Annotated in this window: 30 protein-coding genes; 24 read left to right on the forward strand and 6 right to left on the reverse strand. The window is 38.4% G+C overall.

The genetic code is table 11. The annotated features are described in order from the left end of the window. Window positions 1–193 precede the first annotated feature (193 nt). The 14 genes from PISS_RS17900 (at window position 194) to PISS_RS17965 (ending at window position 13,348) form a co-directional block, all read left to right on the forward strand. Entirely contained in the window at window positions 194–511 is a 318-nt protein-coding gene (locus tag PISS_RS17900; protein WP_008112402.1) for a heavy metal-binding domain-containing protein, read from the forward strand. A gap of 239 nt (window positions 512–750) precedes the next feature. After that, complete coding sequence (locus PISS_RS17905; protein ID WP_010388993.1) at window positions 751–1,455, forward strand: polysaccharide deacetylase family protein; 705 nt, start codon at window positions 751–753, stop codon at window positions 1,453–1,455. Window positions 1,456–1,574: 119 nt separating this feature from the next. Next, window positions 1,575–2,087 (forward strand): DUF4410 domain-containing protein, encoded by a 513-nt coding sequence (locus tag PISS_RS17910; protein ID WP_010388992.1) that lies wholly within the window; start codon window positions 1,575–1,577, stop codon window positions 2,085–2,087. A 113-nt stretch (window positions 2,088–2,200) separates the two neighbouring features. Further along, window positions 2,201–2,590 (forward strand): hypothetical protein, encoded by a 390-nt coding sequence (locus tag PISS_RS17915; RefSeq protein ID WP_083494686.1) that lies wholly within the window; start codon window positions 2,201–2,203, stop codon window positions 2,588–2,590. A 136-nt stretch (window positions 2,591–2,726) separates the two neighbouring features. Next, entirely contained in the window at window positions 2,727–3,113 is a 387-nt protein-coding gene (locus PISS_RS17920) for a hypothetical protein (protein ID WP_036954917.1), read from the forward strand. 128 nt (window positions 3,114–3,241) lie between these two features. Beyond that, on the forward strand, window positions 3,242–3,631 hold the full coding sequence (locus PISS_RS17925) for a hypothetical protein (protein WP_058155966.1): 390 nt from the start codon (window positions 3,242–3,244) through the stop codon (window positions 3,629–3,631). Between the two features lie 112 nt (window positions 3,632–3,743). Further along, entirely contained in the window at window positions 3,744–4,058 is a 315-nt protein-coding gene (locus PISS_RS17930; RefSeq protein WP_016899706.1) for a hypothetical protein, read from the forward strand. Between the two features lie 109 nt (window positions 4,059–4,167). Continuing rightward, window positions 4,168–5,274: a serine hydrolase domain-containing protein gene (locus tag PISS_RS17935; RefSeq protein ID WP_024600909.1), complete on the forward strand. Its 1,107-nt coding sequence runs from the start codon at window positions 4,168–4,170 to the stop codon at window positions 5,272–5,274. Between the two features lie 211 nt (window positions 5,275–5,485). Further along, window positions 5,486–6,433: a phosphotransferase gene (locus PISS_RS17940; RefSeq protein ID WP_058156117.1), complete on the forward strand. Its 948-nt coding sequence runs from the start codon at window positions 5,486–5,488 to the stop codon at window positions 6,431–6,433. A 133-nt stretch (window positions 6,434–6,566) separates the two neighbouring features. Continuing rightward, a complete protein-coding gene (gene upp, locus PISS_RS17945; protein WP_008115315.1) occupies window positions 6,567–7,199 on the forward strand; it encodes a uracil phosphoribosyltransferase in 633 nt (210 codons plus the stop codon). A 9-nt stretch (window positions 7,200–7,208) separates the two neighbouring features. Continuing rightward, window positions 7,209–8,447, forward strand: a complete 1,239-nt coding sequence (locus PISS_RS17950; RefSeq protein WP_058155968.1) for a uracil-xanthine permease family protein — start codon at window positions 7,209–7,211, stop codon at window positions 8,445–8,447. A gap of 146 nt (window positions 8,448–8,593) precedes the next feature. Continuing rightward, window positions 8,594–10,336, forward strand: coding sequence for an HAD-IIB family hydrolase (locus tag PISS_RS17955; RefSeq protein WP_036954909.1), 1,743 nt, complete (start codon window positions 8,594–8,596; stop codon window positions 10,334–10,336). Continuing rightward, window positions 10,329–11,549, forward strand: a complete 1,221-nt coding sequence (locus PISS_RS17960; protein WP_028834751.1) for a glycosyltransferase family protein — start codon at window positions 10,329–10,331, stop codon at window positions 11,547–11,549. The genes PISS_RS17955 and PISS_RS17960 overlap by 8 nt, the downstream gene beginning before the upstream one ends. A 20-nt stretch (window positions 11,550–11,569) precedes the next feature. Continuing rightward, window positions 11,570–13,348, forward strand: coding sequence for a sugar phosphorylase (locus PISS_RS17965; RefSeq protein ID WP_058155970.1), 1,779 nt, complete (start codon window positions 11,570–11,572; stop codon window positions 13,346–13,348). A gap of 52 nt (window positions 13,349–13,400) precedes the next feature. Here PISS_RS17965 and PISS_RS17970 read toward each other — a convergent pair whose 3' ends face one another. Then, on the reverse strand, window positions 13,401–14,480 hold the full coding sequence (locus PISS_RS17970) for an ABC transporter substrate-binding protein (RefSeq protein ID WP_058155971.1): 1,080 nt from the start codon (window positions 14,478–14,480) through the stop codon (window positions 13,401–13,403). A gap of 136 nt (window positions 14,481–14,616) precedes the next feature. Here PISS_RS17970 and PISS_RS17975 point away from each other — a divergent pair, with 136 nt between their 5' ends. Together PISS_RS17975 and PISS_RS17980 are read left to right on the forward strand one after the other, a co-directional pair. After that, window positions 14,617–15,006: a cytochrome b562 gene (locus tag PISS_RS17975; RefSeq protein WP_058155973.1), complete on the forward strand. Its 390-nt coding sequence runs from the start codon at window positions 14,617–14,619 to the stop codon at window positions 15,004–15,006. A 9-nt stretch (window positions 15,007–15,015) separates the two neighbouring features. After that, complete coding sequence (locus PISS_RS17980) at window positions 15,016–15,402, forward strand: OsmC family protein (protein ID WP_016899710.1); 387 nt, start codon at window positions 15,016–15,018, stop codon at window positions 15,400–15,402. Window positions 15,403–15,456: 54 nt separating this feature from the next. Here the strand turns inward: PISS_RS17980 and ykgO are convergent, their stop codons facing one another. Both ykgO and PISS_RS17990 read right to left on the reverse strand, forming a co-directional pair. Beyond that, window positions 15,457–15,591: a type B 50S ribosomal protein L36 gene (ykgO, locus tag PISS_RS17985; RefSeq protein ID WP_004586489.1), complete on the reverse strand. Its 135-nt coding sequence runs from the start codon at window positions 15,589–15,591 to the stop codon at window positions 15,457–15,459. Beyond that, window positions 15,588–15,854 carry a type B 50S ribosomal protein L31 gene (locus tag PISS_RS17990; RefSeq protein ID WP_058155974.1) on the reverse strand — a complete coding sequence of 89 codons (267 nt, stop codon included), beginning with the start codon at window positions 15,852–15,854 and terminating at the stop codon, window positions 15,588–15,590. The genes ykgO and PISS_RS17990 overlap by 4 nt, the downstream gene beginning before the upstream one ends. A 252-nt stretch (window positions 15,855–16,106) precedes the next feature. On the opposite strand from PISS_RS17990, the gene PISS_RS17995 reads away from it, so the two are divergent. The 3 genes from PISS_RS17995 to PISS_RS18005 all read left to right on the forward strand — a co-directional run bounded on the left by PISS_RS17995 (window position 16,107) and on the right by PISS_RS18005 (window position 18,375). Next, a complete protein-coding gene (locus PISS_RS17995; RefSeq protein WP_013463206.1) occupies window positions 16,107–16,376 on the forward strand; it encodes a hypothetical protein in 270 nt (89 codons plus the stop codon). Window positions 16,377–16,652: 276 nt separating this feature from the next. After that, complete coding sequence (locus tag PISS_RS18000) at window positions 16,653–17,459, forward strand: alpha/beta fold hydrolase (protein ID WP_013463207.1); 807 nt, start codon at window positions 16,653–16,655, stop codon at window positions 17,457–17,459. A gap of 4 nt (window positions 17,460–17,463) precedes the next feature. After that, on the forward strand, window positions 17,464–18,375 hold the full coding sequence (locus tag PISS_RS18005; protein WP_013463208.1) for a sensor domain-containing diguanylate cyclase: 912 nt from the start codon (window positions 17,464–17,466) through the stop codon (window positions 18,373–18,375). Between the two features lie 68 nt (window positions 18,376–18,443). Here PISS_RS18005 and PISS_RS18010 read toward each other — a convergent pair whose 3' ends face one another. Together PISS_RS18010 and PISS_RS18015 are read right to left on the reverse strand one after the other, a co-directional pair. Next, complete coding sequence (locus PISS_RS18010) at window positions 18,444–19,484, reverse strand: metal-dependent hydrolase (RefSeq protein WP_058155975.1); 1,041 nt, start codon at window positions 19,482–19,484, stop codon at window positions 18,444–18,446. A gap of 113 nt (window positions 19,485–19,597) precedes the next feature. After that, entirely contained in the window at window positions 19,598–20,485 is an 888-nt protein-coding gene (locus tag PISS_RS18015; RefSeq protein WP_041695999.1) for a LysR family transcriptional regulator, read from the reverse strand. A 115-nt stretch (window positions 20,486–20,600) separates the two neighbouring features. Here PISS_RS18015 and PISS_RS18020 point away from each other — a divergent pair, with 115 nt between their 5' ends. The 5 genes from PISS_RS18020 (at window position 20,601) to PISS_RS18040 (ending at window position 24,721) form a co-directional block, all read left to right on the forward strand. Next, a complete protein-coding gene (locus PISS_RS18020) occupies window positions 20,601–21,773 on the forward strand; it encodes an MFS transporter (protein ID WP_024600898.1) in 1,173 nt (390 codons plus the stop codon). Between the two features lie 147 nt (window positions 21,774–21,920). Next, window positions 21,921–22,736: a 2,5-didehydrogluconate reductase DkgB gene (gene dkgB / locus PISS_RS18025; RefSeq protein WP_013463211.1), complete on the forward strand. Its 816-nt coding sequence runs from the start codon at window positions 21,921–21,923 to the stop codon at window positions 22,734–22,736. 66 nt (window positions 22,737–22,802) lie between these two features. Further along, entirely contained in the window at window positions 22,803–23,090 is a 288-nt protein-coding gene (locus PISS_RS18030; protein WP_058155977.1) for a putative quinol monooxygenase, read from the forward strand. 359 nt (window positions 23,091–23,449) lie between these two features. After that, window positions 23,450–24,178, forward strand: a complete 729-nt coding sequence (locus PISS_RS18035) for a hypothetical protein (protein ID WP_058155979.1) — start codon at window positions 23,450–23,452, stop codon at window positions 24,176–24,178. Between the two features lie 288 nt (window positions 24,179–24,466). Then, window positions 24,467–24,721 (forward strand): hypothetical protein, encoded by a 255-nt coding sequence (locus PISS_RS18040; protein WP_013463214.1) that lies wholly within the window; start codon window positions 24,467–24,469, stop codon window positions 24,719–24,721. A gap of 137 nt (window positions 24,722–24,858) precedes the next feature. Here the strand turns inward: PISS_RS18040 and PISS_RS18045 are convergent, their stop codons facing one another. Further along, the gene (locus tag PISS_RS18045) at window positions 24,859–25,512 is read right to left on the reverse strand and encodes a DUF6058 family natural product biosynthesis protein (RefSeq protein WP_058155980.1); all 654 of its coding nucleotides are present in this window, start codon (window positions 25,510–25,512) and stop codon (window positions 24,859–24,861) included. Between the last annotated feature and the right edge of the window lie 62 nt (window positions 25,513–25,574).

Consider the following 25,574-nt stretch of genomic DNA (forward strand, 5'->3'; position numbering starts at 1 on the left):
AATTTAATGGTACAGAACATTATTAAACGTTGTTTTAGTGTATTTTAACAATGAGTGGTAAATAAGTTACGTAATTACTTGTTTACATTAGAGTTGTTTAGTGGAATTATTGAGCGTATATAATATACGCTGTTTTGAGGGTTATAACTCCCAAAGTGGTGTTTAATGAGCTGTTATCATCTAGGGAAAAATTATGATTTATACGACAACGGAAACTGTTCCTGGCAAGGAAATCGAAGCTGTATTGGGTATCGTTAATGGTAACATGGTTCAGTCTAAACATGTTGGTCGAGATATCATGGCTGGTTTAAAAGGAATTGTGGGCGGCGAACTCAAAGGCTATACCGAGATGTTGATGGAAGCTCGAAATGTAGCGGTAGAACGATTAATAGAAGATGCAAAAAAGTTAAATGCCGATGCAATAGTAGGAATACGATTTACAACTAGCTCAGTTACTGATGGGGCATCAGAAATATTAGTATTTGGCACAGCCGTTAAACTTCGAACATAACAAACAATTTAAGCAGATTCGCAACACGTGGCATTTTGGTGCTTTCTTTCAAAGCCAAGAAATGAGGACGTTTTCCTCTTTTCTGCACTGTATTAAAATAACAGCCTGACTAAAAGTTTAAAGTTGGCAATGTGTTAACTTATTTGTTAAAAAGAAATTAATAAATATATTAGTGGGGCGCTGGCAGAGATATGCGCGATGAGCACACTATAAAATTGTTATGCGCAAATGGAGTCTGCATGAGTAAAATAATCAAACTATCAGCATTAGTGCTGATCATATTTATTGCTTTATGGCAGCTGAGTAAGAATGAAAAATTTCAATTTTTTGGTAACCTTATAGATCGAGTAGAAACAACTGAAAAAGTAGTCGCATTAACTTTTGATGATGGTCCGACTAGACTTAAAACAAAAGAAATTCTCCAAATCCTAGATGAATCAGAAATTAAAGCTACATTTTACCTAGTCGGCAAAGCTATAGAAGAAAACATTCAAGAAACAAAAAATATCATTGATAAAGGTCATGAAGTTGGAAACCATTCATATACTCATCAACGTATGGTTTTGAAAAGTTATAACTTTGTTGCAGATGAGCTAGAAAAAACTAATGAGTTAATTACAGAGGCAGGTTATAAAGGTGAAATACATTTTAGACCACCTTATGGTAAAAAATTGTTTTCGCTACCTTATTATCTAAATAATAATAATATAACTACCGTTACGTGGGATGTGGAGCCTGAAACTTATTTAGATAAAAATGCTAGTGCAAGTGATATATCCGATTACGTTGTCCAAAATACTAAGCCAGGGTCAATTATTCTTTTGCATGTAATGTTTAAATCTAGAGGTAATTCAATGGCTGCGGTACCTTTAATTGTTCAGCAGTTAAAAGATAAAGGTTATCGCTTTGTTACAGTATCTGAATTAATAGGCAGTAGCGCATAACAAGGTGCTTAAAAGGACTAAAACAGTTTGCTCGTTTTTTGCAAAGTACCGCAAAAAAGCCAGCCAACCATTTTAGCCTCTTAGCAAAGCGTTAGCTATTCAAGGAAATTTAGCATTCAATGAAAAACTTTATTTTAATCATCTTAGTAAGCTTAATTGCGGGTTGTGCTGCAAACATTAAGCAATCAGTAAAAACATCGAACATGCAGCAAGGAGCCATACCAAATAGTATATCAGTAGCTATATCCTCATCTAATTCAATCTCTAAAAGTAGAGATTTAACTAAAAGTATCACTGAACTTAATACATTAATAACTACAGATTACAAAGGTAATTTGATACCAAGCAACTCATCTAATCAGGCTGATATCTCCGTGGAAATAACAATAGAGCATTTTCGTTATGTTTCAGGGTTTGGTCGATTTATGGCTGGTGTAATGGTAGGTGATGCCGAATTGATGCTAAACGTTAAGCTCGTAGACCTATCCACAAACCAAATAGTTAGTGAATCGCAGCTAGACACTCGTTCAGAGTTTAGTGAAGGAATATTCGGTGCTACAACTTCTAGACAGTTAGAAGCTATGTCTAAAAAGATAGTTGATATCATCAATTCAAGTGCAAAGAATAGCTAACAAGCAATCAGGCAGGGACAAATGCTAGTTGGCCAAACAACGGCCAAAACGCTCCCATGAGCACCTGTTGTAAGGTGTTATATGAAATTAGGAGAGAATTTATGTTGAGAAGGATGTCTTTGATATTGCTGGTTTGTACATTCGGTGCCCATTCAGGTGAGGAGGTACTTTCTATTGATAGAGTTGTACCTAATAGTTTTAATTTAGCCTTTCCAAATGAATCAAACATTCAGCCAGAGCAGAGTGATTTTAGTGTAAATAATTTTGTATTAATGAGTAATGATTCTGGTGAGCGTTGGGCGGTAGTAACTTTGACTAATATGGCATCAGGTCGACGAAGTCTAACTAATAAACACCTAATGGCTATCGTTGCAGATGGGCAACGAATTGCGCCATTGGAGTTTTTACAATCATTCAAAGCAGATGAGACACTATCGTTAACTATCAACTTTGGTGAAAGCAAGTTTCCTTTGCTATCAGTCTATTCAAGGTCTGGCAAATAACAAACACATCAAGGCGCTCGCAAACTCGCTAGGATATCAAAACTACGCGGCGATTGAGTTTGGGCTTGGCCAAGTTTAACTAAATCGCCGTTACGTTTTAGCCCTTTATACGGGCTTATATGCACAAGGAGGCAAAGTGAATATCAGACATATTTTATTACTCGTTATCATCTTATTTATATCTGGTTGTACTACGTCAGGTCAGCTTTATTATGTTGATACTAAAGGTAATGAGAAACTTGGTTGTGATGTAGAATTTGTAGGTATGCCAAGAGTTGATAAATTTGCTGTTGAATATGCTTTAAGCCTTTGCGCTAAAAGCATTGTCAAAAAAGGCGGCGTGATTCAGGAAGAACACCTTTTAATGGTTGATACAACCATTCCATTAGCCCCATGTGAAAAGGCTTGGACTCACGAATTAGCTAAGCAACAATATCAGGCAAAAAAGTTAACTGAGAAAGAGTATGGCTATATTGTTGCAAATATAGATTTAGGTTTAGCAACGGTCAACAAATGCACATAACAGGCGCTTTGAGCGCGGAACTGCTAACAGTTGACTCAGTTTCGCTTCGTTACACATTTTAGCCAACAATTATCAGCCCATTATGCGGGCTTTAGGTTTTTATCAAAATATGGAGTTTTATTTTAATTATGGAAGAATCAGTTCAAGTCAAAAATAATGAAGATAGTACAGAGAAATCTCGAAGTGTAGAAAAAAATAAAATCCAAAATGAAACTATTACAACAGAGCTACATTTTGAGTTGTTAAAACAGTATGCATGGCTATCATCAGCAATAATAGGTGCTGTTGTTATACTTATTCAATTAAAAGTACTTACCTTTGGCTCAAAGGTTTATATTCCTTTAGGTTGTTTTTGTTTTTCAATTCTTAACTCTTTAATTGCTCAAGACTATATAGTAGAGTCATTAATAAAAGGTAAAACTATTTATGATATCTCTAAAAAAGTATATATATTACGCAACTTCTCTATATTTGGTTTAGGGCTTGGCGTAGGGTTACTTGCTAATAGCTTTATTTAGACAACAAACACATTAAGCAGGACAAAACAGTTGGCTTTTGTTCTTGCGTCGCTAATTTTGCCAGCTATTGTATTGCCTTTTTTGGGGCGTTAAATACCTAAATGGAGTTTAGATGAATATTCAAGTTTTTAGACCAAAACAATTTGTGGATATGGCGAGAGACTATAAGTTGTTTGCGGATGACGTAGAAGTTGCCACTATAAAAAGAGGGGTTACGCAAACAGTAAACATCCCTGATTCAACTAAAAATATTCAAGCGAAAATAGATTGGTGTTCAAGCCAAACCTTTCCTGTAGCCTCTATTACTGACAAAGGAATTATTATTAAAAATTCTTTCGGTAGTAATATATTCAAATTGCTTTTTTTAACTATTTATTATGTCAGTTTCGGTAAAAGCAAATACTTATCGGTAACAAACGGTATTTAGTAAGAATATTCAAACGAAAAAAAGCCGTTGGCTGTTTTCACACTGTTTAATATTTTAGCCAACTATTTCAAGTCTGTTTATATTGGCGTTTTACGAACTAAGGAAAGTTATGATTAAATCAATACTGATAATATTTACATTGTTTTTAGCTAGTCTTGCTACCGCTGAAGAGTTTACTGATGTGTCTGAGATCACAGAGCGCTTGGAAGATGACATACCAAAGATTTTAGATAAACACAAAGCTCCTGGTGTTGCACTTGCATTTGTCAATGGAAATAGAGTTCTAGAGTTTCGATCCTATGGTTTTGCCGACGTAGCAGCCAAAACTGAGATTACCCAAAGCACAATGTTTAACGTAGGGTCTATTTCTAAGCTGGTTACTGTTTGGGGAGTAATGCAACTTGTAGCTCAAGGCAAAGTCGATTTAGATGCGCCAATAAACCAATACCTCAAACGTTGGCAGATCCCTAAGTCTGAGTTTAACGCAAAAAAAGTAACATTGAGAAATATCTTATCTCACACTTCAGGCTTGTCACTTGGCCCATATACAGGCTGGGAGTCTCCAGAAAAGTTAACATCTATAGTTGACTCACTAAATGGCAATAACAATGGCGCCGGATCTGTTGAACTTATTCATGTGCCCGATACAAAATGGTCTTATTCTGGTGGTGGGTATTCAGTGGTGCAACTTTTAATTGAAGATGTGTCAGGCATGGCATTTGAAGACTATATGCAGCAATACGTGTTTAAGCCTCTAAATATGAAGGATTCTACTTTTAACATTACTAAAAAAGTTATCAAAAAGTCGGCAACACCTTACGATAATTCCGGCAAAGTCACTGGCATGGTTTATTTTAATGAGAAAGCAGCTGCTGGTTTACAGACAACGCCAATAGACTTAGCACGCTTTAATATGGCTGTGTTGCGCAACAACGATGGTGATTATAATGGTTTAGGGTTGCTACCAGAAAAATTAATTGATCTGATGATAAAGCCCGCGCCAAACACTAATGGGCGCTGGAGTATGAGCTATGTTGTTGACGCAAAGAATAGCAGTCTTGGCTTTGCTGGATTTAATCGTGGTTGGGTCTCGCTATCACGCTCTATCACTGACCTTAACTTTGGTTATGTGATTTTAAGTAATAGTAGTATTGGCGCAGTGAATAATGACATTGATAGTCTTATCCTTTCTATTGTTAAACAAAGCCATAACTAAAATGGATACAACAAAGTATTTCAGCGGGTAAAGCGCTCAATTCGACGATAAGTTTGTAGTGGCATAGTTAATTTTGCCGCCCATTCAAAAACTAGCATTCGTTTTTTACATACAGGGTTGTGAAAAAACATACAGAGCTTTTTACTAAGACCTTTTATTAAAAACACCGTCTAATGTTAAGCTAACTAAAATTTAGCAACCTAATATGGCTATGTCTTTTTATCTTTCGTTACTTACCCCGCATTTTGAACGTATAGCTATTGGCGAAACCCTAACCTCGCTTTGGAGTGGCTGTGGTCAAATTGTGAAGTGTCAACTTGATGAGCTAGCCTGTGTGATTAAAGCGATTAAAGTACCCGATCATATTAATCACCCTAAAATTAAACAAAGCAGCTTTGCGCTTAATAGAAAGCGTGACTCTTACCACGTTGAATATACGTTTTATCAGCAATTTAGCCATAAACTGCCCAAGCAAGCGGCAGCTATTGAATGCATTAAAGCAATCAACAAAGGCGATGAATTTGCCTTGGTGTTTAAAGATTTTTCAAAGCTGGGATACACCCAAGCAACCACCGAGAATATAAAAGCCATATTAAAGTGGTTGGCACAGTTTCATGCCTTTCATTTAAATACAAAGTTTGATGGCTTATGGCCGCAAGGAAGCTATTGGCATTTAGATACCCGGCCTGATGAATTTAATAACTTACCTAAAAAGTCCGATATTAAACAGGCAGCTACTCAATTAAATAACGCGTTAAAACAATGTGACTACCAAACGTTAATTCATGGTGATGCCAAGCTTGCTAATTTTGCCACTAATAGCCAAGGGCATATACTCGGTTATGACTTTCAATATGTGGGTGCGGGTGTTGGGGTGGTAGATGTTATGTATTTTATGACCAGTTGTATGGATGATTCTGAGCTTCACAAACACGCACAAACCTACCTCAACTATTATTTTAGCCAGTTTAAAAACGCACTCAGTCACTACCAACCAGCAGTGAATGCGGATGACGTTATTGCACAATGGGCTCATTTATGGCCGGTGGCGTGGGCAGACTTTTATCGGTTTTTACTTGGGTGGAGCCCCGAGCACAAAAAAATTAACGGCTACATGCATGCTCAGGTAAATAATTGGTTAGCCAGTAACAACTCATAAACACAAAAAGTTGAACAGTTGTGGCTAAATTAAATATTTAGGCACGAACTATGAAATCAGGGCTAAAATTAACAGTCAAACGGCCTGTTTTAATATAAAATACGTCAAATTTTTTATCACTAGGTTTATTACTATGGCTATTCACGTTATTTCTCACCCCCTTGTTCAACATAAGTTAGGTTTAATGCGCGCGCATGGAATTAGCACGAAAAGTTTTCGCGAGTTGTGTTCAGAAGTTGGCACATTATTAACTTACGAAGCCACTAAAAACCTAGAATTAGAAGATAACGAAATTACAGGTTGGGACGGTAATAAACTTAAAGTTGAGCATATTAAAGGTAAAAAAATTACCGTGGTGCCAATTTTACGCGCAGGCCTTGGGATGATGGACGGCGTAATGCAATTACTCCCAGCGGCTAAAGTGAGTGTAGTGGGTTTAGAGCGTAACGAAGAAACACTTGAGCCAGTACCTTATTTTGAAAAGCTAGTAGGTAATATTGATGAGCGTTTGAGCTTAGTGATTGACCCTATGCTGGCTACTGGTGGCTCTATGATCGCCACCATCGATATGCTTAAAAAAGCGGGCTGTAAAGAAATTAAAGTTATTGTACTGGTTGCTGCGCCTGAGGGCGTTGAAAAAACATTAGCCGCTCACCCAGATGTAGAGATTTTTACTGCCTCAGTTGATAGCCACCTTAATGAAAAAGGCTATATTATCCCAGGATTAGGGGATGCAGGTGATAAAATTTTCGGTACGGTTTACTAGGGTTTAGCAGTGCAAAATAATTCTACGTTTTCAATAAAAACCATTTTAATGGGTGCCCAAATGCTATTTGTAGCGTTTGGTGCGCTGGTATTAGTGCCTATTTTAACGGGTCTCGATCCGAGTGTTGCGTTGTTTACCGCAGGTTTAGGTACTTTGTTGTTTCAATTTGTCACTAAAGGCCAAGTGCCTATCTTTTTAGCCTCGTCATTTGCGTTTATTGCACCTATTATTGCCTCAGTGCAAATGTGGGGCATACCCGCCACTATGGGCGGCTTAATGGCAGCGGGCTTTACTTATATGCTGTTGAGTTTATTGGTGAAGTTTAAAGGCACAAAAACCTTACATAAAATTTTGCCGCCAATTGTGGTCGGCCCAGTCATTATGGTGATTGGCCTAGCACTCGCGCCAGCTGCGGTTAATATGGCCATGGGTAAAAGTGGCGATGGTGGTACACAAATTATTGCCTACGACAGTGCCATTATTATTTCTATGTTCTCATTACTAGTAACTTTAGTGTTTGCCGTGTGGGGCAAAGGGGTATTTAAACTGATCCCTATTTTAGCCGGTGTTGTTGCCGGTTACACGCTATCGTTATTTATGGGTGTAGTACAGTTTGAAACAGTCAGTAATGCACAGTGGTTGGCAGTGCCTAACTTTGTACTGCCAGAGTTTAAATGGCAAGCCATTTTGTTTATGGTGCCGGTGGCAATTGCGCCTGCTATCGAACACATTGGCGACATGATGGCAATTAGCCAAGTTACAAAAAAAGACTATTTGAAAAAGCCCGGGCTACATCGCACTTTATTTGGTGATGGGTTAGCCACGTCTGCTGCGTCATTATTTGGCGGCCCACCTAACACCACTTACTCAGAGGTAACCGGTGCGGTAATGCTAACTAAAAACTTTAACCCTAAAGTGATGATGTGGACTGCCATTATTGCAATTTGTTTAGCGTTTGTGGCTAAAATGGGCGCGGGCTTGCAAACCATTCCGGTCCCTGTAATGGGCGGCATAATGATTTTATTATTTGGCTCTATTGCCGTTATTGGCTTAAATACCTTAGTTAAATCGGGCGATGACTTAAGCGAACCACGCAATTTAAGTATTGTGGCGCTTATTTTAATTTGCGGTATTGGTGGTATGCACATTGGTAGCAGCCAGTTCAGCCTTGAAGGTGTGAGCTTATGCGCTGTTTTAGGCATAGTATTAAATTTAGTATTCCCAAAAGCACAGAGCAACGAGAATTAAATTTGCACTGTGGTTAAAAATATTGCACCAAAAAAGCGCATTTTAAATGCGCTTTTTTTTTAACCTACTAAAAAGTAACAATAAATAATATTGGTCTAGTAACTGCATTTCCTTATTCATACCCTATAGTTGAATCAGGGATTGTTATATTGGAGGCCAATAGTGTGGATATAAATGCTTTTTTAGTAAAACATCAATTGCCGTTGAAATATCAATATATTAGTGAGCAGTATTTTTCTGTGATTGCTCAGGATATTTTAACCAGCAAAAAAAATGCGCCTTTATTTGTTGCCATCAACGGCTGCCAAGGCTCAGGAAAAACCACGCTTGGTGACTATTTAGTGACTTGGTTTGAGCAAAACACCCACCTAAATTGTGTCGCACTCTCTATTGATGACTTTTATTTATCAACCCAAAAACGTCAGCAGCTAGCACAAGATGTGCATTGTTTATTTGCCACCCGTGGAGTTCCAGGCACACATGATGTTGCCCTTATGGATAAAACCATTAGTCGCTTGTTAAATAAAGAGGTTAATGTACCGCTGCCACGTTTTGACAAGCAACAAGATGAACCTGTAGCAAAAAATAAATGGTTAACCAATAGTCAGCCAGTCGATATTGTTATTTTAGAAGGGTGGTGTGTAGCCAGTGAGCCACAGCAGCCTTTTACTTTAATTGAGCCCATTAATGAGCTAGAAAAATCATACGATCAGCAAGGACTATGGCGCCGCTGTATTAATAGCTGTTTAGCCAATGAGTATAAAACCGTATTTAATAAAATTGACTACACAATTATGCTTAAAGCGCCGAGTTTTGATGATGTATTTGCATGGCGACAAGAGCAAGAGCACAAGCTAATCGCAAAACAAGGCCAAGGCGCAGGCACCATGACCGACGAGCAGCTGCTTTGGTTTATTTCTCACTTTGAGCGTATTACCCGAGAAAATTTAAATACCCTCAGTGCCAAAGCAAATGCGTTAATAGAGCTTGATAGTCACCGTGATGTAGTCGCAATGCAGCTAACTAGCGACAATATTGGTCAGCCCATTATTTTTACCGATTTAGATGGTACGTTATTAAATCATAGAGACTACAGCACCGAAGCGGTCGACACTTTATTACAAGAGTTGCAATACAGCGGTGTGCCGGTGGTATTTAACACTAGTAAAACGTTTAGTGAAGTGGTGGCACTGCAACAAGCGCTCAATATTAAACAGCCTTTTATTGTTGAAAATGGCTCGGCTGTTTATATTCCTAAAAATTATTTTAATCTCAGACCCATTGGCTGCAGCGAATACCAAGGTTATTGGTGTTATTCATTTGCGGCACCCATTAGCAATTTATGGGCTGATTTAACACATTTAAAAAAAGACTACAGCGACCAATATAGTTTATTCAGTGAGTTATCGTGTGAGCAGGTAATGCACATCACAGGGTTAAACGCGATACAGGCGGCGCAAGCACAGAATCGTCAATATTCAGATCCGCTCTGCTGGCATGGCGAAGAGCACAAACTCAACGAATTTATAAACGCAATAACAGTGTACGGCTACGACGTTAAAGTAGGCGGGCGCTTTATCCACATTGGTAAAAATACCGATAAAAGCATGGCGCAGCAATGGCTGGTGAAACAGTTTACTGCGCAGTTTACTAAGCCGCTAAGCATTATTGCGCTTGGGGATAGTGATAACGATAAGCAAATGCTCGAAGAGGCAGATATTGCCATTATTATTGCCAATCCAGAGAGTAAAAAGCCGGTTAAATTAACCCATAACAAAGCGCGCTATTCTCAGTTGCCAGCGCCGTTAGGCTGGGTAGAAGAAATCACTGCATTACCTTGTATTAACAGCATTTTACCCAATTTTGAGGAGTATAGTTTACATGGCTGATTTTTATCAAAATGGCATCATTACAACGTTACATAATATTGCCAACAGACCCGTAGACGATTTAGAAAAAGAGTTGCTGAGTTTTAGTAAGCAGCGACCCATGGGGCTTATTTTGCCCTCATTATTTAGTGAGTTAGAAGGCCCCGCGCTACAAAATATTGTTAAAGAGCTGCAAAAAGTACCTTATTTATCACAAATTACCATAGGCTTAGACAGAGCCGACGAAAGCCAATATCGTTATGCACTGAACTTTTTTAAAGCGCTTGATCAAAACCACAAAGTACTTTGGAACGACGGGCCACGCTTACAAGCGCTCGACAAAGAGCTTCAAGCCTTAGGTGTGGCGCCACGCGAGCTCGGTAAAGGGCGTAATGTGTGGTATTGCATGGGGTATAAATTAGCCACCGCTGAGGTTGAATCAATCGCCTTGCATGACTGTGATATTTTAACTTATGACCGAGGCTTATTAGCGCGGTTAATATACCCTGTTGCACACCCTCGATTTAACTATGAGTTTTGTAAAGGCTTTTACCCGCGCACCGCCAATGGAAAAATTAATGGCCGTGTCTCTCGGCTATTGGTTACTCCGTTATTGCGCTCGTTTAAAACCATTTTAGGCAGCCGTGATTACCTTGAGTACATGGACTCGTTTCGCTACCCATTAGCGGGTGAGTTTTCGTTTAGGCGCGATGTATTAAACGATATTCGTATTCCTAGCGACTGGGGATTAGAAATTGGCGTATTAAGCGAAATGTACCGTAACTATTCTCATAACCGATTATGCCAAGTCGATATTGCGGATAACTACGATCATAAACATCAGGCGTTATCGCTCGACGACCAAACCGCTGGCCTTTCTAAAATGTCGATTGATATCACCAAAGCACTATTTAGAAAGTTAGCAACGCAAGGGGTTACCTTTACCAGCGAAACTATTCGCTCATTAAAAGCCACATATTACCGTATTGGTTTAGATTTTATTGAAACCTATCATAATGATGCACTAATGAACGGTTTAACCCTTGATATTCACCAAGAAGAAAAAGCCGTTGAAATGTTTGCGCAAAATATCATGAATGCCGGTCAGCACTTTTTAGAAAACCCAATGGAAGCACCCTTTGTGCCGAGTTGGAATCGTGTGGCCTCGGCAATGCCAGACGTACTTGAGCGTTTAAAAGAAGCCGTTGAGCTAGATAACGAGCAATACAGTTAACATCATTAAACGAGGCGCCTGTGAGTATAGTTAAAGAACAGTTTTTTCAACGAGTTGAACAACATTTACATGCTATTTATCAAGATGTTGAATTACCGATAGCAATAAGCGAATTGACTGAAGAATTGATCACCTTAATTCTAGGTGATAACCCACTTCGCGATCCCACGCCACACACTAACCGCTGGGATGAACAAGATGTTGTGCTAATAGCCTATGGCGATTCGATAATAAACCATGAAGACAGTGATTTAGCCGTAGGCACCCCTTTAGAGGCGCCTTTAAAAACCTTGCATCGCTTTATAAAAGAGCAGTGCGATCATCAGCTTAATGCACTGCATATTTTACCCTTTTATCCGTATAGCTCAGATGAAGGATTTGCGGTAATGAACTATGCACACGTTAATGAAGCGCTGGGTGACTGGCAAGACATTAACGCGATTGCAAAAGATGTAAAACTGATGGCGGATTTAGTCATTAATCATTGCTCTAGTCGAAGTATTTGGTTTGAAAACTTTTTAACTGATACACACCCCGGAAAAGATTACTTTAAAACAGCCAGTTTAACTGACGATTTAAGCCAAGTAGTTCGTCCTCGTACATCGCCACTATTAAATACGGTAACAACAACCAGTGGTGAAAAACATGTATGGTGCACATTTAGTCATGATCAAGTGGATTTTGATTTTGAAAATCCCGAGGTGTTAAAAGAGTTTGTCGGCATTATTCGTCATTATTTAGACAACGGTATTCGCTTATTTCGCCTTGATGCTGTGGCCTTTTTATGGAAACAACTTAATACCAGTTGTATAAATTTACCGCAAACCCACGAAGTAGTACGTTTATTACGAACGCTGATTGAGCATGCCGAGCCAAGTGTGGTGATCATCACCGAGACTAATATTCCCAATCAGGAGAACTTGTCTTACTTTGGTAATGCCAACGAAGCCCATGCAATTTACAACTTTGCCTTGCCGCCGTTGTTGTTGCATACCTTACTTAGTGGCGATAGTACGGCGCTTAAGCATTGGATGATGAGTATGCCGCCTGCACAAAACGGCACTGCGTATTTTAATTTTATTGCTTCTCACGATGGCATTGGTTTAAGGCCAATTGAAGGCTTGCTGCAACCCAGTGAGGTTGCTTCATTAGTCAGTACCACCATGCAGTTTGGTGGGCGCGTTTCAATGCGTACTAGTCACGATGGCACACATACCCCGTATGAGCTAAATATTGCCTTGTTTGATGCCTTACAAGGGACGCATAATGGCGCGGATAAATTTGGCCTTGAGCGCTTTTTATGTGCTCACGCCATTATGTTTGCAATGGAGGGGATCCCAGGGCTGTATATACATAGTTTACTTGGCACCACTAATGACTATGATCGCTTTGATAATTCGCAGCACAATCGCGCCATTAACCGTCATCGCTGGCAAGAGTCAAAATTATTAGCGGCAATTGCAGAAAAATATAGTCATCATCATCAAGTATTCAACGGAGTAAAACAGTTATTAGCAGTGCGTAAAAGGCAAGCGGCATTTCATCCTAATGCAACACAGTTCACTTTGCATTTAGGAGAGGGGTTATTTGGTTTTTGGCGACAAAGCATTGACCGCCAGCAAAGTATTTTTTGTATTTATAATATCAGCAGTCAGCCACAAAGCTTAACCTTGGCCGATTTGAACTTAATAAATACACAGCAATGGCATGAGCTGCTCTCTAAAACAGTGCTGGATGAAGAGCTTAAAACTATGCAATTAGCACCGTATCAAACACTCTGGTTATCTAATAGGGCATAATTAACGACGTTTAAAGTAATCAATGTAACTGTAAAGGGGCTTTACAGTTACATTACTCAAGCGCGAGTAGTAAGTTTTCTATAGTAAATTCAACTTTGTCTGGGCGGGTTTTACTAAACTGCGAAAAGTCTATTTCGGCTAGGTTATTCGCATTAATTGCATTATATAAAGGCTTATTTGTATCGTTGAGTGGCTGAAAAATATCATTAGTGCTGTGAAAAAGTGGCCAATGCTTTAAATCAGTATGGTTATCAAATAAGTTTATAATTGCATGAGCCCCTAATAAAACATGACCCCCTATCGATATATCAAGCGTGTATGCGTTATTAGGCGCAGAATCCCAGTTAATCCCACCCACAATAACCTGCGATTGTTTGTTTAGTTGCGTTAATGCTCTTTTAGCACCAAACGCAATGGCATCATTAGCGCACCAAATAATGTTAATTTCAGGCGCAAGTTGCATATAGGCCATGGTTTTTATATAGCCTTCTTGCTCAGACCAATTTGCAACCTCTTTAGCGGTTAAGGTTACTTTGGATGTTTGCACTAAAAAATCCATTAACCCTTGGGTACGTAAAGTGGAAGCAGGGGTTGTGTAGTCTCCTAGTAAAGCTAATGTATGAGCTGGCGTTTTTGTTTTATTGGTAAACTTTTTATAAAGCTGCTGCATCAATGATTTACCTGCAACACGATTATTTGGGGTAATACTGCCGACCACATTGACGCCATTTTTTTGCAATTGCTCGAGAGACGCAGGGGAAGGACGATTTAATAAAAAATAAATGGGAACCTTGTTACTGTCTATTTTAGATAGGTATTGGCTGGTGACATTTTTTTCGTTTACCAATAACAGGTAATCAGGCTTATCGTTAATGGCCTGCTGGATCAGCTCTTTCATTAAAATATGATTTCGATTGGCGTATTTTATAGTTAATGTCACATCTAAATCTGTGGCAGCATTTTGCATAATTTTAGAAACATGAAACCAAAAATCACCGGTTTTATTGCTATTAGCTTCAGTTGAATTTGAAAAGCCAGGATTGATGAATATGATCTCTAAGGCATTAATACTGTAACTACTGAATAGCAGGCAGGTATAAGTTATCAGGCGGTATAATTTAAACAAAGGCATATGTTTCTCTATAGATTTTATAAAGCTCGATTTTTACCTTGCTAACTAGCTCCGTGGTGACATCTAAGCGTTATGCTATATAATACCCCAGTAAGTTTAGCATGTATGCAGCAATTAATTTTTTTAGGATTTATGAATGAAAGCAGTTTTATTGTTAATCGTATTACTCTTTAGTCAAACAGTTGCCGCTAATGACGTAAGTGATTTAGAAAAGACCATGAAAAATATTGGGCTGGCTTATAAACAAAGTGTTGAAGCAACCCAACTTGAAGAATTTAATGGTGCTATCGATCAATTTATTGGATTGATAGAGCAAGGTAAGCAAGCCAAATTTTATAAAGAAGCTGAGAAGTCGGTGCAAGGGATCGATAAAGTACTGGTTCAAGCCCAGTTGGCAAAAAAAGTAGCGAATGAGCAGGGACTCGAACCTGCAAAAAAACCACTTAAAGCCATCGATAATTTACGCAAAAAATATCATAAATTACATGAGCCTCCAGGCTTTTTTGAATTACTGTTTGGAAAATAAGGATTAGCAATGGAAATTTCAGTTTCAATGTTAGATGGTCAAAAGTTGAGTGCTAAGTTTGGTGAGCATGAAGTGATAAGCGATCAAAGCATCAATGCCGGTGGTGGGGCAGAGCACCCAGAACCATTTGACTATTTTTTGGTTAGCATGGTTTTGTGCGCTGGTTTTTATGCGCGTAAATTTTGTCAGCAAAGAGAGATCTCAACCGACGGCATGACGCTGACACAAAATAACGAGAATGTGGATGAAAACGGTAAAAAACGTTTTTCTATTGAAATTGGGTTGCCTGAAGGTTTCCCCGATAAATATAAAAAAGCACTTATTGCTGCTGTAAATACATGCACCGTGAAAAAGGTTATTCAGGCAGTGCCTGAGTTTTCTGTTGAAGTAAAGTAAATGCCCTTTAATAATAATGCCGAGTAATAAACTCGGCATTATTATTTTATCCCACTATTTTTTCTTCATACCCTGTACGGCCTTAAATCTTGGGTTATCTTTACATATCACGAACACGCGCCCTTTACGTTTTACAATTTGACAACCAGGTCGTTGCTTTGCGCTTTTTAATGAACTTAATACTTTCATTTGCTTTCCTTTTTAGCCGAAGATAAGTTTTTAAAACGACGATTAAATTGCGCAACGCGGCCATCAGTAGCAAGCGTTTTTTGTTTGCCGGTATAAAATGGGTGTGAGTCAGATGAAACATCAATAGGCACATAGGGATATGTATTACCGTCTATTTCGATAGTGCGGTCGGTTTTGATGGTTGAACCTATAATGAAATATGAATCGGCTGCAGTATCATGAAAAGCAACCACATGGTAATCAGGGTGAATATTTGGTTTCATTAAACGCCTTCAATGTTATGTGATAGTATATCATTTAATTTAGCGCATTTAATTTCCCTTTGCAAATCATTTTAAATAGCTTGAACTTTGGTTAAATAGTCTTTAATGCACCGTAATTGCTGCGTATTTGCACAATCTAGTCAAAAAATAAGCACTTAGATCAAAAGTACTGGCTATTAGTATTTAGGCTGCTATAACTAGTTTCAGCAAAAAAAATAATAAAAATTTAAACACGTAGAATAGAGGTAGTTTATGAGTGACGCTCAAACAAAACAGGACCAAATCGACCAAGGAGTTATGGACACTCTTAGGGAGCGCGATCATAGTGTATTGGCAAAACAAGTTGACTCACTCGCATGTTCTCATAACGATATCATTGAATTGCTTGCTCATTATTTAGCATTAAGCGAACAAGAAGATGATGAGTTATTTGATGACTGGTTTGACTCTCTTTCAAAAGAACAACACACCGTGCTAAAAGTATTTGAAGTATATCGCGGACAGTATGAGCACCAAAACTAACTGTTTGTATTAGGCATATTAATTAGTCATTATGCTAACACTGGCTATACGATTGTAATTTAATGTTAAAAAGGCATTGTTTTTATAGATAAGCGAAATAATTAATTACACTTATTCAATACAATAGTATGTACTTTGCCCCTTGATTATTTTCAACTAACTAATTGATGTTTAAAGCTTTATAATAAGTTAAACTACATTTAGTGTTAAAATAGTAGTTTCGGCTCGTAGTTGAACTACCATTAATAAGTTGAAATAAGAAAGGGATAATTCAGCATGCAACATTTAAATGAAATACTCAGCAGAAACAACGTCAAAATAATTGGCAAGGGTGATAAAACCTTGGTGTTGGCTCACGGATTTGGTTGCGACCAAAACATGTGGCGATTTATTATTCCTGCCCTTGAACAACATTTTACTTTAGTGCTGTTTGATTATGTAGGCTCAGGTAACTCTGATGTGTCTAAATATAATAAACAGCGCTACTCAACCCTTGATGGGTATGCCAAAGACGTACTAGAAATATGTGCCGCACTTGAACTTACCGATATTACATTTATAGGCCACTCGGTTAGTGGCACCATTGGCGCACTTGCTGCCATTGAGCAACCAGAGCTATTTTCTAAGCTGGTTATGGTGTGCCCCTCACCGTGCTTTTTAAATTTACCCCCTGATTATTTTGGTGGATTTGAAAAACAAGACCTTCACGAATTACTAAACCTAATGGATAAAAATTACATTGGTTGGGCAAATTATTTAGCGCCTCTAGTAATGGGCAACTCTCATCCAGATGAATTTATAGCGGAACTATCGGGAAGTTTTTGCTCAACCGATCCCCTTATTGCAAAAACCTTTGCAGAAGCCACGTTTTTATCCGACTACCGTTTTATACTTGAACATATAAAACAGCCTACTTTAATTTTACAAAGTGAAAATGATGCTTTAGCCGCGCCTTCTGTGGGGGAGTTTGTAGCGAATGAAATTTCAAATGCAACACTTAAGGTTATTAGTGCGCATGGCCACTGTATTCATATGACGCACCCAGAAACAGTCAGCCGTTTAATTTTTGATTTTGTGAGTTAGCCACATGTCACTTGATAAAGTAGATGAAAAGCTTGCTGATTATTCCGCAGATCACTTTTTAAATGGTGCATTAGTGACAAATGCAGATAACATTATTGTTTATGCAAATACTTATTTTCAAAAGGAATTACAGTGGAATTGTAATGAGCTTATTGGCAAGTCGGTTGATAAAATTATAACTAAATCATCAAAAATATTTTTACAAAGTTATGTGCTTCCTACCTTACTGCATGAAAAAGCGTGTCAAGAAATGCAGTTAATTATGCTTAGCGCCCAAGGCGAGCGTATGGCCGTTACCGTTAATGCTCAGCTTGATGAGAAGGGCTATATATACTGGAGCTTTTTTAACGCGACTCAGCGAGATAAGCTTTACGACGAGCTGATTAAAACACGGGAAAAGTTAGAAGCGCAAACTGAACGCTTACAATCTTTAGCGTCTACCGATGAGTTAACCAATTTATTAAATAGAAGAGAGATGAATTGCCGCAGCGTGCTGTTACTCGAACAGGCTATGCGATCAAAGCAGTCGGTTGCATTATTAATTATCGATATTGATAATTTTAAAGTCGTTAATGATACCTTTGGGCATTTAGAAGGGGATCGAGTTTTAAAAGAGTTGGGGCAACGTCTTAAACATTTTGGTCGACAAACCGACCTTATTTCTCGTTACGGCGGTGAAGAGTTTTTAATTATGGTGCCAGATACAAATAAAGCAGATACTTTGTCATTTTGTCAAAGGCTGCATTTATTAATTGCTGAAATTAAAGTAGGTAATCGCCCAGTAACCGCCAGTATTGGGGCAAGTTTGAGTACTGCGAAAACGACGTTTACTGATTTATTTGCCCAAGCCGATAATGCGGTATATGAAGCCAAAGAGCGCGGAAAAAACAGAACCCAATTATACGATAACCCCTAACTAAATAGAGATAAACTCAACAAGGTATTGAGTTGAGTTTACTCAAAAGATGGCAGTTATAGTTGGTATTATTGCTCTACACAATTATTTTTTGCTAATGGCGATGCCAATACGGTATCGGGGTGCCAAATTCTATCCCATATTTTAGGTAGGTTGTTTAAGTTGGGTCTTTGACTTATTTTTTCAAAATTACCGACACTGATTGCTGAGCCATCTTTCTGACCGACAACAAAATTAAACACATAAGCACACTCCATGCCCATGCGTAAATCAGAGAGAATAACTTTGTCTTGCTGCTCGCGAACGGAATAAAACCCTTTTGTAAACCACTGCAAGCGTTTAACACCCCATTCATTTTTAATCTCGTTTAGTAAAGAAGGGGTTGTTTGGTATGCATTTAAGGTAACCTCGTTGGGTGTATCAAACACCGATGCATAGCTTTCATAATATTTCCCATCCGACATCACAACCACCCGCCAAAGTAAAGTAGTAAACGGTGCTGGAGTGCTAATGTATTCATTGACTGTGATGTCTCTGTTTTGTAGCGCAGTGTTGACTTTATCGTCAATAACAACTTTAAGAATAAGCGAACAACATAAATAGAGAGTACTTACTGTGAGCGTAATTGCGTTAATTTTGTAGGCGGTTGGGGCGGTTATTTTTGGTATTAAAGTGCCTATAACCCCTACTAATAACGGTAACGTGTAGAGGGGATCAATAATAAACATATTTGAAATTGCAAACGGATGCTCTGTAAGTGGCCACATTAATTGCGTACCGTACACAGTAAGTGCATCCAATAGTGCATGGGTTGATAAACACAAAAACACTAACCAAAACCAACGTGTTTTATACGCTTGCATGCCAGTGTGTATTTTTAAAATTAGCCAAACAATCAAAGGGCTAATTAACAAGTGCACAAAAAATGAATGGCTAAAGCCGCGGTGATAAGTAAATGCTTCAACACTGCCGCCATAGGGTAAAAACACATCTAAATCGGGTAAAGTGCCCAAAATAGCGCCCCATAACACCGCTTTGCGGCCCACTTTGTTACCTAATACTGCGTACCCTACGGCGCTACCTAACGCAACTTGTGTTAAAGAATCCATACTACCTCATCTAAATAATGCAACTGCAATGTTTATACTCAGCTTAATCTTAAAACCGTCAATAATGTAAATTATTTCATTAAGTTGCTCTTTAAACTCAATTTAAAAGTGATTTATAAACTTAGTCGCGGTTGTATAAAATCTAAAAATGCAACGATACGGGAAGAAACCGCCTCATTTTTGTAATAAACGCCATAAATAGATTCTCGATTATTTGGGCTACTTACGCTGTGAGGTAAAACTTCTATTAATCGTTTTTTGGCTAAATCTTCTGCAATCATAAATTGTGAGAGAAGTGCTATGCCTTGATCAGCAATACATAAATGCCTAATGGTTTCGCCGCTGCTAGCCCTTAAATCAAAGTGCAGCGATTGCTCATGCTTCAAGGGCCATTGATTAAGAGTATTGGGTTCACTGAAACCAATTAGGTTATGGTTTTTAAGATCTGAAACTTGCTGTAACGGTGGCGCATTTTTTAAATAATCAGTGCTTGCGACCAATTTTAATTTACTTTGGCCTAATTTTCTCGCATGCAGGTTTGAATCTTTTAAGTCTCCAATGCGAATAGCTAAATCTGTTTTGCGCTCAAGTAAATCAATAATATTGTCGTGTGAGGTAATATCGAGCGTGATTTGCGGGTATTGCTTTTTAAACTCATTAACTAGTGGCGCTAGTTGATGCAAAACAAAAGGGCTTGCTGCATCTATACGCAAGTGCCCGCTAGGTGCTTGCTTTAGTAGCTTTATTGTTTCTTCCCCTAAGAGCAGCGTGTTTAAAGCCTTTCGCGCATATTCTATGTATATATGCCCTTCCTCGGTCAGTTCTAAGCGCCGAGTTGTTCTGTTTAGTAATGTGCAGTTTAGCCTGCTTTCAAGACGAGATAGTGCTCTTGAAACTTTAGCTACATTTAAATCAAGTAAACTAGCCGCACCGGAAAAACTGCCACAATCAACAATGGTAATAAACATTTCTAGATCTTCAGTTTTAGCTTGAACAGGCATAAATTCACTCATTTATATTTGCAAAATAAACAAAAGTATTTTGCCATTTATGCCATTTATTGCAAAGGCATTTTTACTCACACTGTACATCTATTTTAAAAATGAGGATGTAACTATGCCATTGGCTTTATGGGCGCTTACCTTAAGCGCATTTGCAATTGGAACAACAGAGTTTGTTATAGTGGGTTTAGTGCCAACTATTGCAAACGATTTAGGCGTGAGCTTACCATCAGCAGGCTTACTAGTGAGCTTATATGCGGTTGGTGTAGCTATTGGCGCACCGGTTCTCACTGCATTAACGGGTCGCTGGAGCCGAAAAGTGGTACTTATAAGTCTTATGGGCTTATTTGTTATGGGTAACTTATTAGCTTGGCAAGCCCCTAGCTACGAAACGTTAATAATAGCACGCATTTTAACTGGACTTGCTCACGGTGTATTTTTCTCTATTGGCTCAATGATAGCGACAAGCTTAGTAAGTAAAGATAAAGAGGCTAGCGCCATTGCAATTATGTTTACCGGCCTTACGGTAGCGCTAGTAACGGGTGTGCCATTAGGTACTTGGATAGGGCAGCACTTTGGTTGGCGCGCTACATTTTTAGTGGTGTCATCACTTGGTATTATCGCTTTAATTGGAAGTGCTGTATTAGTACCTAAAAATTTAAAGCAATCAATACCGGCAACCTTTAAAGAGCAACTTCAAGTTGTTACTAAACCTAGATTACTGCTTGTGTATTTAATGACAATTTTAGGCTATGGCGGCACGTTTACTGCGTTTACTTACTTGGCCCCCATTTTAGAGCAGCAGACTGGATTTGCATCTTCAACAATTGGCATAATTATGCTGGTATATGGTGTCTCAGTGGCTGTTGGTAATATATGGGGTGGAAAATTAGCTGACAAGCGAGGCCCGATCAGTGCGCTGAGCATTATTTTTAGTGCACTTACTGTAATTCTACTGATATTTACTTTTACCATGGAGTCAAAGGTTGCTGCCGTATTAACCATATTAGTTTGGGGGGCATTTGCATTTGGTAATGTACCTGGTTTGCAGCTTTATGTTGTTAAGCAAGCTCAGCAACATACTCCTAACGCAGTCGATGTTGCATCTGGATTAAATATAGCAGCATTTAACATTGGCATAGCATTGGGTTCTATTACGGGGGGCCTTGTAGTAGAGCACATGGAACTAAAAGATACCGCATGGATTGGCGCCGTTGTTTCATTGCTGGCTTTAATAGTCACCCGGTACAGTGGCAGGCTAGATAAACAAAATGTTCAGGCTAAATAAAGCGAAACTTATGTAGGTTAGTCTTGAAATAAAAATGAATGACCTCAGTATTTTCATGAGGTCGAAATTTTAAATCAAAAAGTAATCGGTGTATTTAGTAAACACGACGTTTGAATTTTAAACCAATTATTTAATAAGGATAAAGCTATGACACAACGTGTAATTGAAATGCCAGACTTAGGTATGGGTACTTTTCGTTTAGAAGGTAAAACTGCTTATGAATCTGTAAAAATGGCGTTAGAAGTAGGATTTCGTCATATTGATACCGCGCAAATTTATGGTAACGAAGAGCAAGTTGGCCAAGCCATTAAAGACAGTAATATTCCCAGAGATGAGTTATTTATTACTACCAAAGTATGGAACAATAAACTCAATAAAAACGACTTTATCGCAAGTGTAGAAAAATCATTAGAAAAGTTACAAGTTGACTCGGTTGATTTATTGCTAGTTCACTGGCCTGCACCATCAAACAATGAGCCTATGAGCGAATACCTGACTGAGCTACTAAAAGCTAAAAAGTTAGGGTTAACCAAACATATAGGTGTATCAAACTTCACTATTGCGAACTTAAAAGAAGCGATGCAAACGTTAGACTCGCGTGAAATATTTACTAACCAAGTAGAAGTGCATCCCTATTTAACCAATACCAAACTGCGCGCCTTTTGTGCTCAACATGACATACATGTAACAGCCTATATGCCGTTTGTGGTTGGTAAAGTGTTAAACGATCAAACCATTATAGATATTGCTAATAAACACGATGCAACGCCAGCGCAAGTGGTTATTGCATGGGAAAATGCGAACGGCATGACCACAATTCCATCATCGACCAAGCGTAAAAACTTAGAAGATAACTTTAACGACAAGGTAAAACTTGATGATGAAGATATAGCGCGAATTGATGGCCTTGATTGCAACGACCGCCAAGCAACGCCTGACTTTGCACCACAGTGGGATCAATAACCAAAAAGCCAGAACCAAAACAGGTGCAGTTGAGCTGCACCTTTATTTTTGAAACAAGGAACACCCATGTTAACGGTAATTGCTACACTATCGAGTGAAAATAGCGATGCAGAGCGTCTATTAACCGAGCTCGAAAACTTACAACAGTCTTCGCGCCAAGAAGTAGGCTGCCTGCGTTACGAGCTATCAATTAAAAGTGAGGCTGAGCAAACCACCTATTTAGTGAGTGAGCAATGGGCGTCTAATGAGCATTTTGAAGCCCATAAAAACGCGCCCCACTTTAAAGCGTTTGGTGATGCAGTAGGTGCATTTATTACCTCTACCAATATTGATGTATATAAAACCATTGGTTAAATGACACTCAGTTAATAGCAAAGCAGGAGCTGTAACTTACAGCTCCCTTTTTAAATGTCATTTCCAAATATCACTTCTTGCAGCTGCTTTCTTAAACCCAAAGATGTTTATAAAGACTGTTTCATAATAGCCATCTTAAATAAGAAATACTGTTTGCATTGGTAGTAGTAGTTTTTCTGATATTACTGAGCACACCCTTTTTATGTAACTTTACACGGCCATAAGCAGGTTAAAAGCTAACTAATTGTTTACAAATATTTTTTGATGATTAATATAAACACAAAGGAATATAGGGACATTTGACGGTTTATAAACCGACAAAAGTCTTAAAAAAATGATTAGGCGAAAGGATAATTGTCGTGGGAAGAAAAAGTAGGTTAAAAAAAGAGCGTAGGGGATTAGAACAGCATGGATTAATTGAACGAACAGCCAATACACTTTTGTTGTTTGGTGAGCACAATCAATCTATCTATCGTTTTTTTCAAGAAGAGTGGCAAGCTGATGCCCTTGCGCGTGGCGAAGTTTGGTTAAGCACGTTAGTGGCTTGCAGGGCATACGAAGATCCTGAGCAAGGAGATCCTGAAGAGGCCTATGAAACCTACAATTCTGGTTATGCTGTAGGAGGTAGTAATGATCCGGGCTTTGTTGAGGTAGCCCGAAGAAGTGGGGTTTATATTGGCCCCGGTTGTAGTAACATAACCTTAAGTAACAATACAATGAAAACCATACTTCCAGATGCTTATGTATTGTGCACAACTACAGAATTTTCTCCTGAAAAATTAAGCGAAACGTTTGGTCGATACTGCGTAGAAGTTACAAACCCGAAGGACTTTTTTGTTTTAATTTCTGAATCCTTGGAAAAATCAAAAAAGATAAAAGAAGCTGCTGCAGGTAAGGTCATTTACAAAGATCGAAGCTATACCGGCATGGAGTCGCCTCCAGGTCGTATTGGTTTCGTAAAACCGCCTGATCTTTATGCAACACAAAGAGAATTTAGGCTGTTATGGGTGCCTGAAAATTCAAGTGGCCTTGCTCCGTTTCTCCTGAAATGTCCCGAGGCTGCTCATTTTTGTAAACGCATTGTCTAACAGAACAATCAATTTCGCGCTAATGTCAGTTGTTGAAGCTTCAGCCTTACAAATAGTTTAGTGTTGGAATCAATGTATATTTATATAATTACAGCTTCTATAGTTATTTAATTTATTGAAAATAAAGTCAAATTATCAACTTTTTTCAAGATGAGTGCCATATTAACATTTCTATAATTTTAGAAAAAACTTTCAATCCTTTTATATGACAGCTCAGTTTGGTAAAAAATGGTAATTATCTCGAGATTTCTAAATAAGACTGAAAAAGTAGAGTATTATTTTGCAATTATGCTAGAAGATATGGAGCGTCCGTTTATTTTAGGTGCGCAAAGTGTTGATCCTAAGCTGCCTTCAATTGCTCAGTGGGGGGCATCTTCAAGATTTGGACTTGATAGTCTTGATACCATTGAAGGAAAATTATGGAAAGATTGGCGCTTTTCTTTAGAAATGCTTGGTGTCTCATGGGTAATACCAATTATTGAAGAGTCAGTAATAAAAGATGATGTATCTCATGCGGTTAATGAAATCATATCTAAATCGTAAATCTGCAATTAACAAGGCGTAGTTGTCGGACTGTTTGTCTCGTTGCACTAAAAATAAGCCGCAAAGCACAGTGTTGGCATTGTTTAATAAAACCAACAATCCATACATAGCTAAACTCCTCAGCCAAACACGACCCTTTACTTAATCGATAAATCGTATTTTAAAATAAGAGCATCAATATAGCGGCTACGTAATGTGAGTTGCTTTTCGTGATCGGCGCCATGGCTGAGGGCTTTATTTAAAAGCTTCATGGCAGGGTGAATACGGGTGCGCTCATCTTTATCTAAACTGGCTTTGCTGCGCAGTTCGGTTATATCGTCTACTAATAATCTGCCAATATCCACAGCCACAATTTCATCAATTAGGCCATTTTGGGTGAGCACGCCATATTTGCTGCATAAAAACTGTTGCCACACTTGCTGTAAATGCTCTTCTATTTCACAGCCAAACAATTCTTCGTTAAATATAAAGCCTTGCTGTGCAAGCTTAGCCAAGCTCTGGGTATAGTGCTGAGCAAACAAATTAAAAGCTTGGTTAGATGACTCAATTTTTTGCTTAACTAATCCTTGCCCCCAATTTACGCAGCCACGGGGATAATAATCGTCGTATTCTTCACATTCATATAACCCTGAATAAGAGCTGCAGCTCATTTGATTTTTAATGCAATAACTGGGTTTAGGGAAAATGCTCTGTGCTTGCCAATTTTCAAGAGTTTCAGTGTCTATGTTGAGTGCTTGGCATAACTCATCAGTGTGATAAAAGTGAGTGCTTAAATAGTCAGATAAACGCATAGTGGCTCGCTTAATAGTAAAAAACAAAATACTGTTTATTTATACAGTTATTTATTTTGTAT

It is taken from the genome of Pseudoalteromonas issachenkonii (assembly GCF_002310795.1).
GTDB classification, from domain to species: domain Bacteria; phylum Pseudomonadota; class Gammaproteobacteria; order Enterobacterales; family Alteromonadaceae; genus Pseudoalteromonas; species Pseudoalteromonas tetraodonis.

Coding starts and splice junctions, on each gene's coding strand:
- PISS_RS17900 (WP_008112402.1), top strand. CDS start 194: ATGATTTATACGACAACGGAAACTGTTCCTGGCAAGGAAATCGAAGCT.
- PISS_RS17905 (WP_010388993.1), top strand. CDS start 751: ATGAGTAAAATAATCAAACTATCAGCATTAGTGCTGATCATATTTATT.
- PISS_RS17910 (WP_010388992.1), top strand. CDS start 1,575: ATGAAAAACTTTATTTTAATCATCTTAGTAAGCTTAATTGCGGGTTGT.
- PISS_RS17915 (WP_083494686.1), top strand. CDS start 2,201: ATGTCTTTGATATTGCTGGTTTGTACATTCGGTGCCCATTCAGGTGAG.
- PISS_RS17925 (WP_058155966.1), top strand. CDS start 3,242: ATGGAAGAATCAGTTCAAGTCAAAAATAATGAAGATAGTACAGAGAAA.
- PISS_RS17930 (WP_016899706.1), top strand. CDS start 3,744: ATGAATATTCAAGTTTTTAGACCAAAACAATTTGTGGATATGGCGAGA.
- PISS_RS17935 (WP_024600909.1), top strand. CDS start 4,168: ATGATTAAATCAATACTGATAATATTTACATTGTTTTTAGCTAGTCTT.
- PISS_RS17940 (WP_058156117.1), top strand. CDS start 5,486: ATGTCTTTTTATCTTTCGTTACTTACCCCGCATTTTGAACGTATAGCT.
- upp (WP_008115315.1), top strand. CDS start 6,567: ATGGCTATTCACGTTATTTCTCACCCCCTTGTTCAACATAAGTTAGGT.
- PISS_RS17960 (WP_028834751.1), top strand. CDS start 10,329: ATGGCTGATTTTTATCAAAATGGCATCATTACAACGTTACATAATATT.
- PISS_RS17970 (WP_058155971.1), bottom strand. CDS start 14,480: ATGCCTTTGTTTAAATTATACCGCCTGATAACTTATACCTGCCTGCTA.
- PISS_RS17975 (WP_058155973.1), top strand. CDS start 14,617: ATGAAAGCAGTTTTATTGTTAATCGTATTACTCTTTAGTCAAACAGTT.
- PISS_RS17980 (WP_016899710.1), top strand. CDS start 15,016: ATGGAAATTTCAGTTTCAATGTTAGATGGTCAAAAGTTGAGTGCTAAG.
- ykgO (WP_004586489.1), bottom strand. CDS start 15,591: ATGAAAGTATTAAGTTCATTAAAAAGCGCAAAGCAACGACCTGGTTGT.
- PISS_RS17990 (WP_058155974.1), bottom strand. CDS start 15,854: ATGAAACCAAATATTCACCCTGATTACCATGTGGTTGCTTTTCATGAT.
- PISS_RS17995 (WP_013463206.1), top strand. CDS start 16,107: ATGAGTGACGCTCAAACAAAACAGGACCAAATCGACCAAGGAGTTATG.
- PISS_RS18000 (WP_013463207.1), top strand. CDS start 16,653: ATGCAACATTTAAATGAAATACTCAGCAGAAACAACGTCAAAATAATT.
- PISS_RS18005 (WP_013463208.1), top strand. CDS start 17,464: ATGTCACTTGATAAAGTAGATGAAAAGCTTGCTGATTATTCCGCAGAT.
- PISS_RS18010 (WP_058155975.1), bottom strand. CDS start 19,484: ATGGATTCTTTAACACAAGTTGCGTTAGGTAGCGCCGTAGGGTACGCA.
- PISS_RS18015 (WP_041695999.1), bottom strand. CDS start 20,485: ATGCCTGTTCAAGCTAAAACTGAAGATCTAGAAATGTTTATTACCATT.
- PISS_RS18020 (WP_024600898.1), top strand. CDS start 20,601: ATGCCATTGGCTTTATGGGCGCTTACCTTAAGCGCATTTGCAATTGGA.
- dkgB (WP_013463211.1), top strand. CDS start 21,921: ATGACACAACGTGTAATTGAAATGCCAGACTTAGGTATGGGTACTTTT.
- PISS_RS18030 (WP_058155977.1), top strand. CDS start 22,803: ATGTTAACGGTAATTGCTACACTATCGAGTGAAAATAGCGATGCAGAG.
- PISS_RS18040 (WP_013463214.1), top strand. CDS start 24,467: ATGCTAGAAGATATGGAGCGTCCGTTTATTTTAGGTGCGCAAAGTGTT.
- PISS_RS18045 (WP_058155980.1), bottom strand. CDS start 25,512: ATGCGTTTATCTGACTATTTAAGCACTCACTTTTATCACACTGATGAG.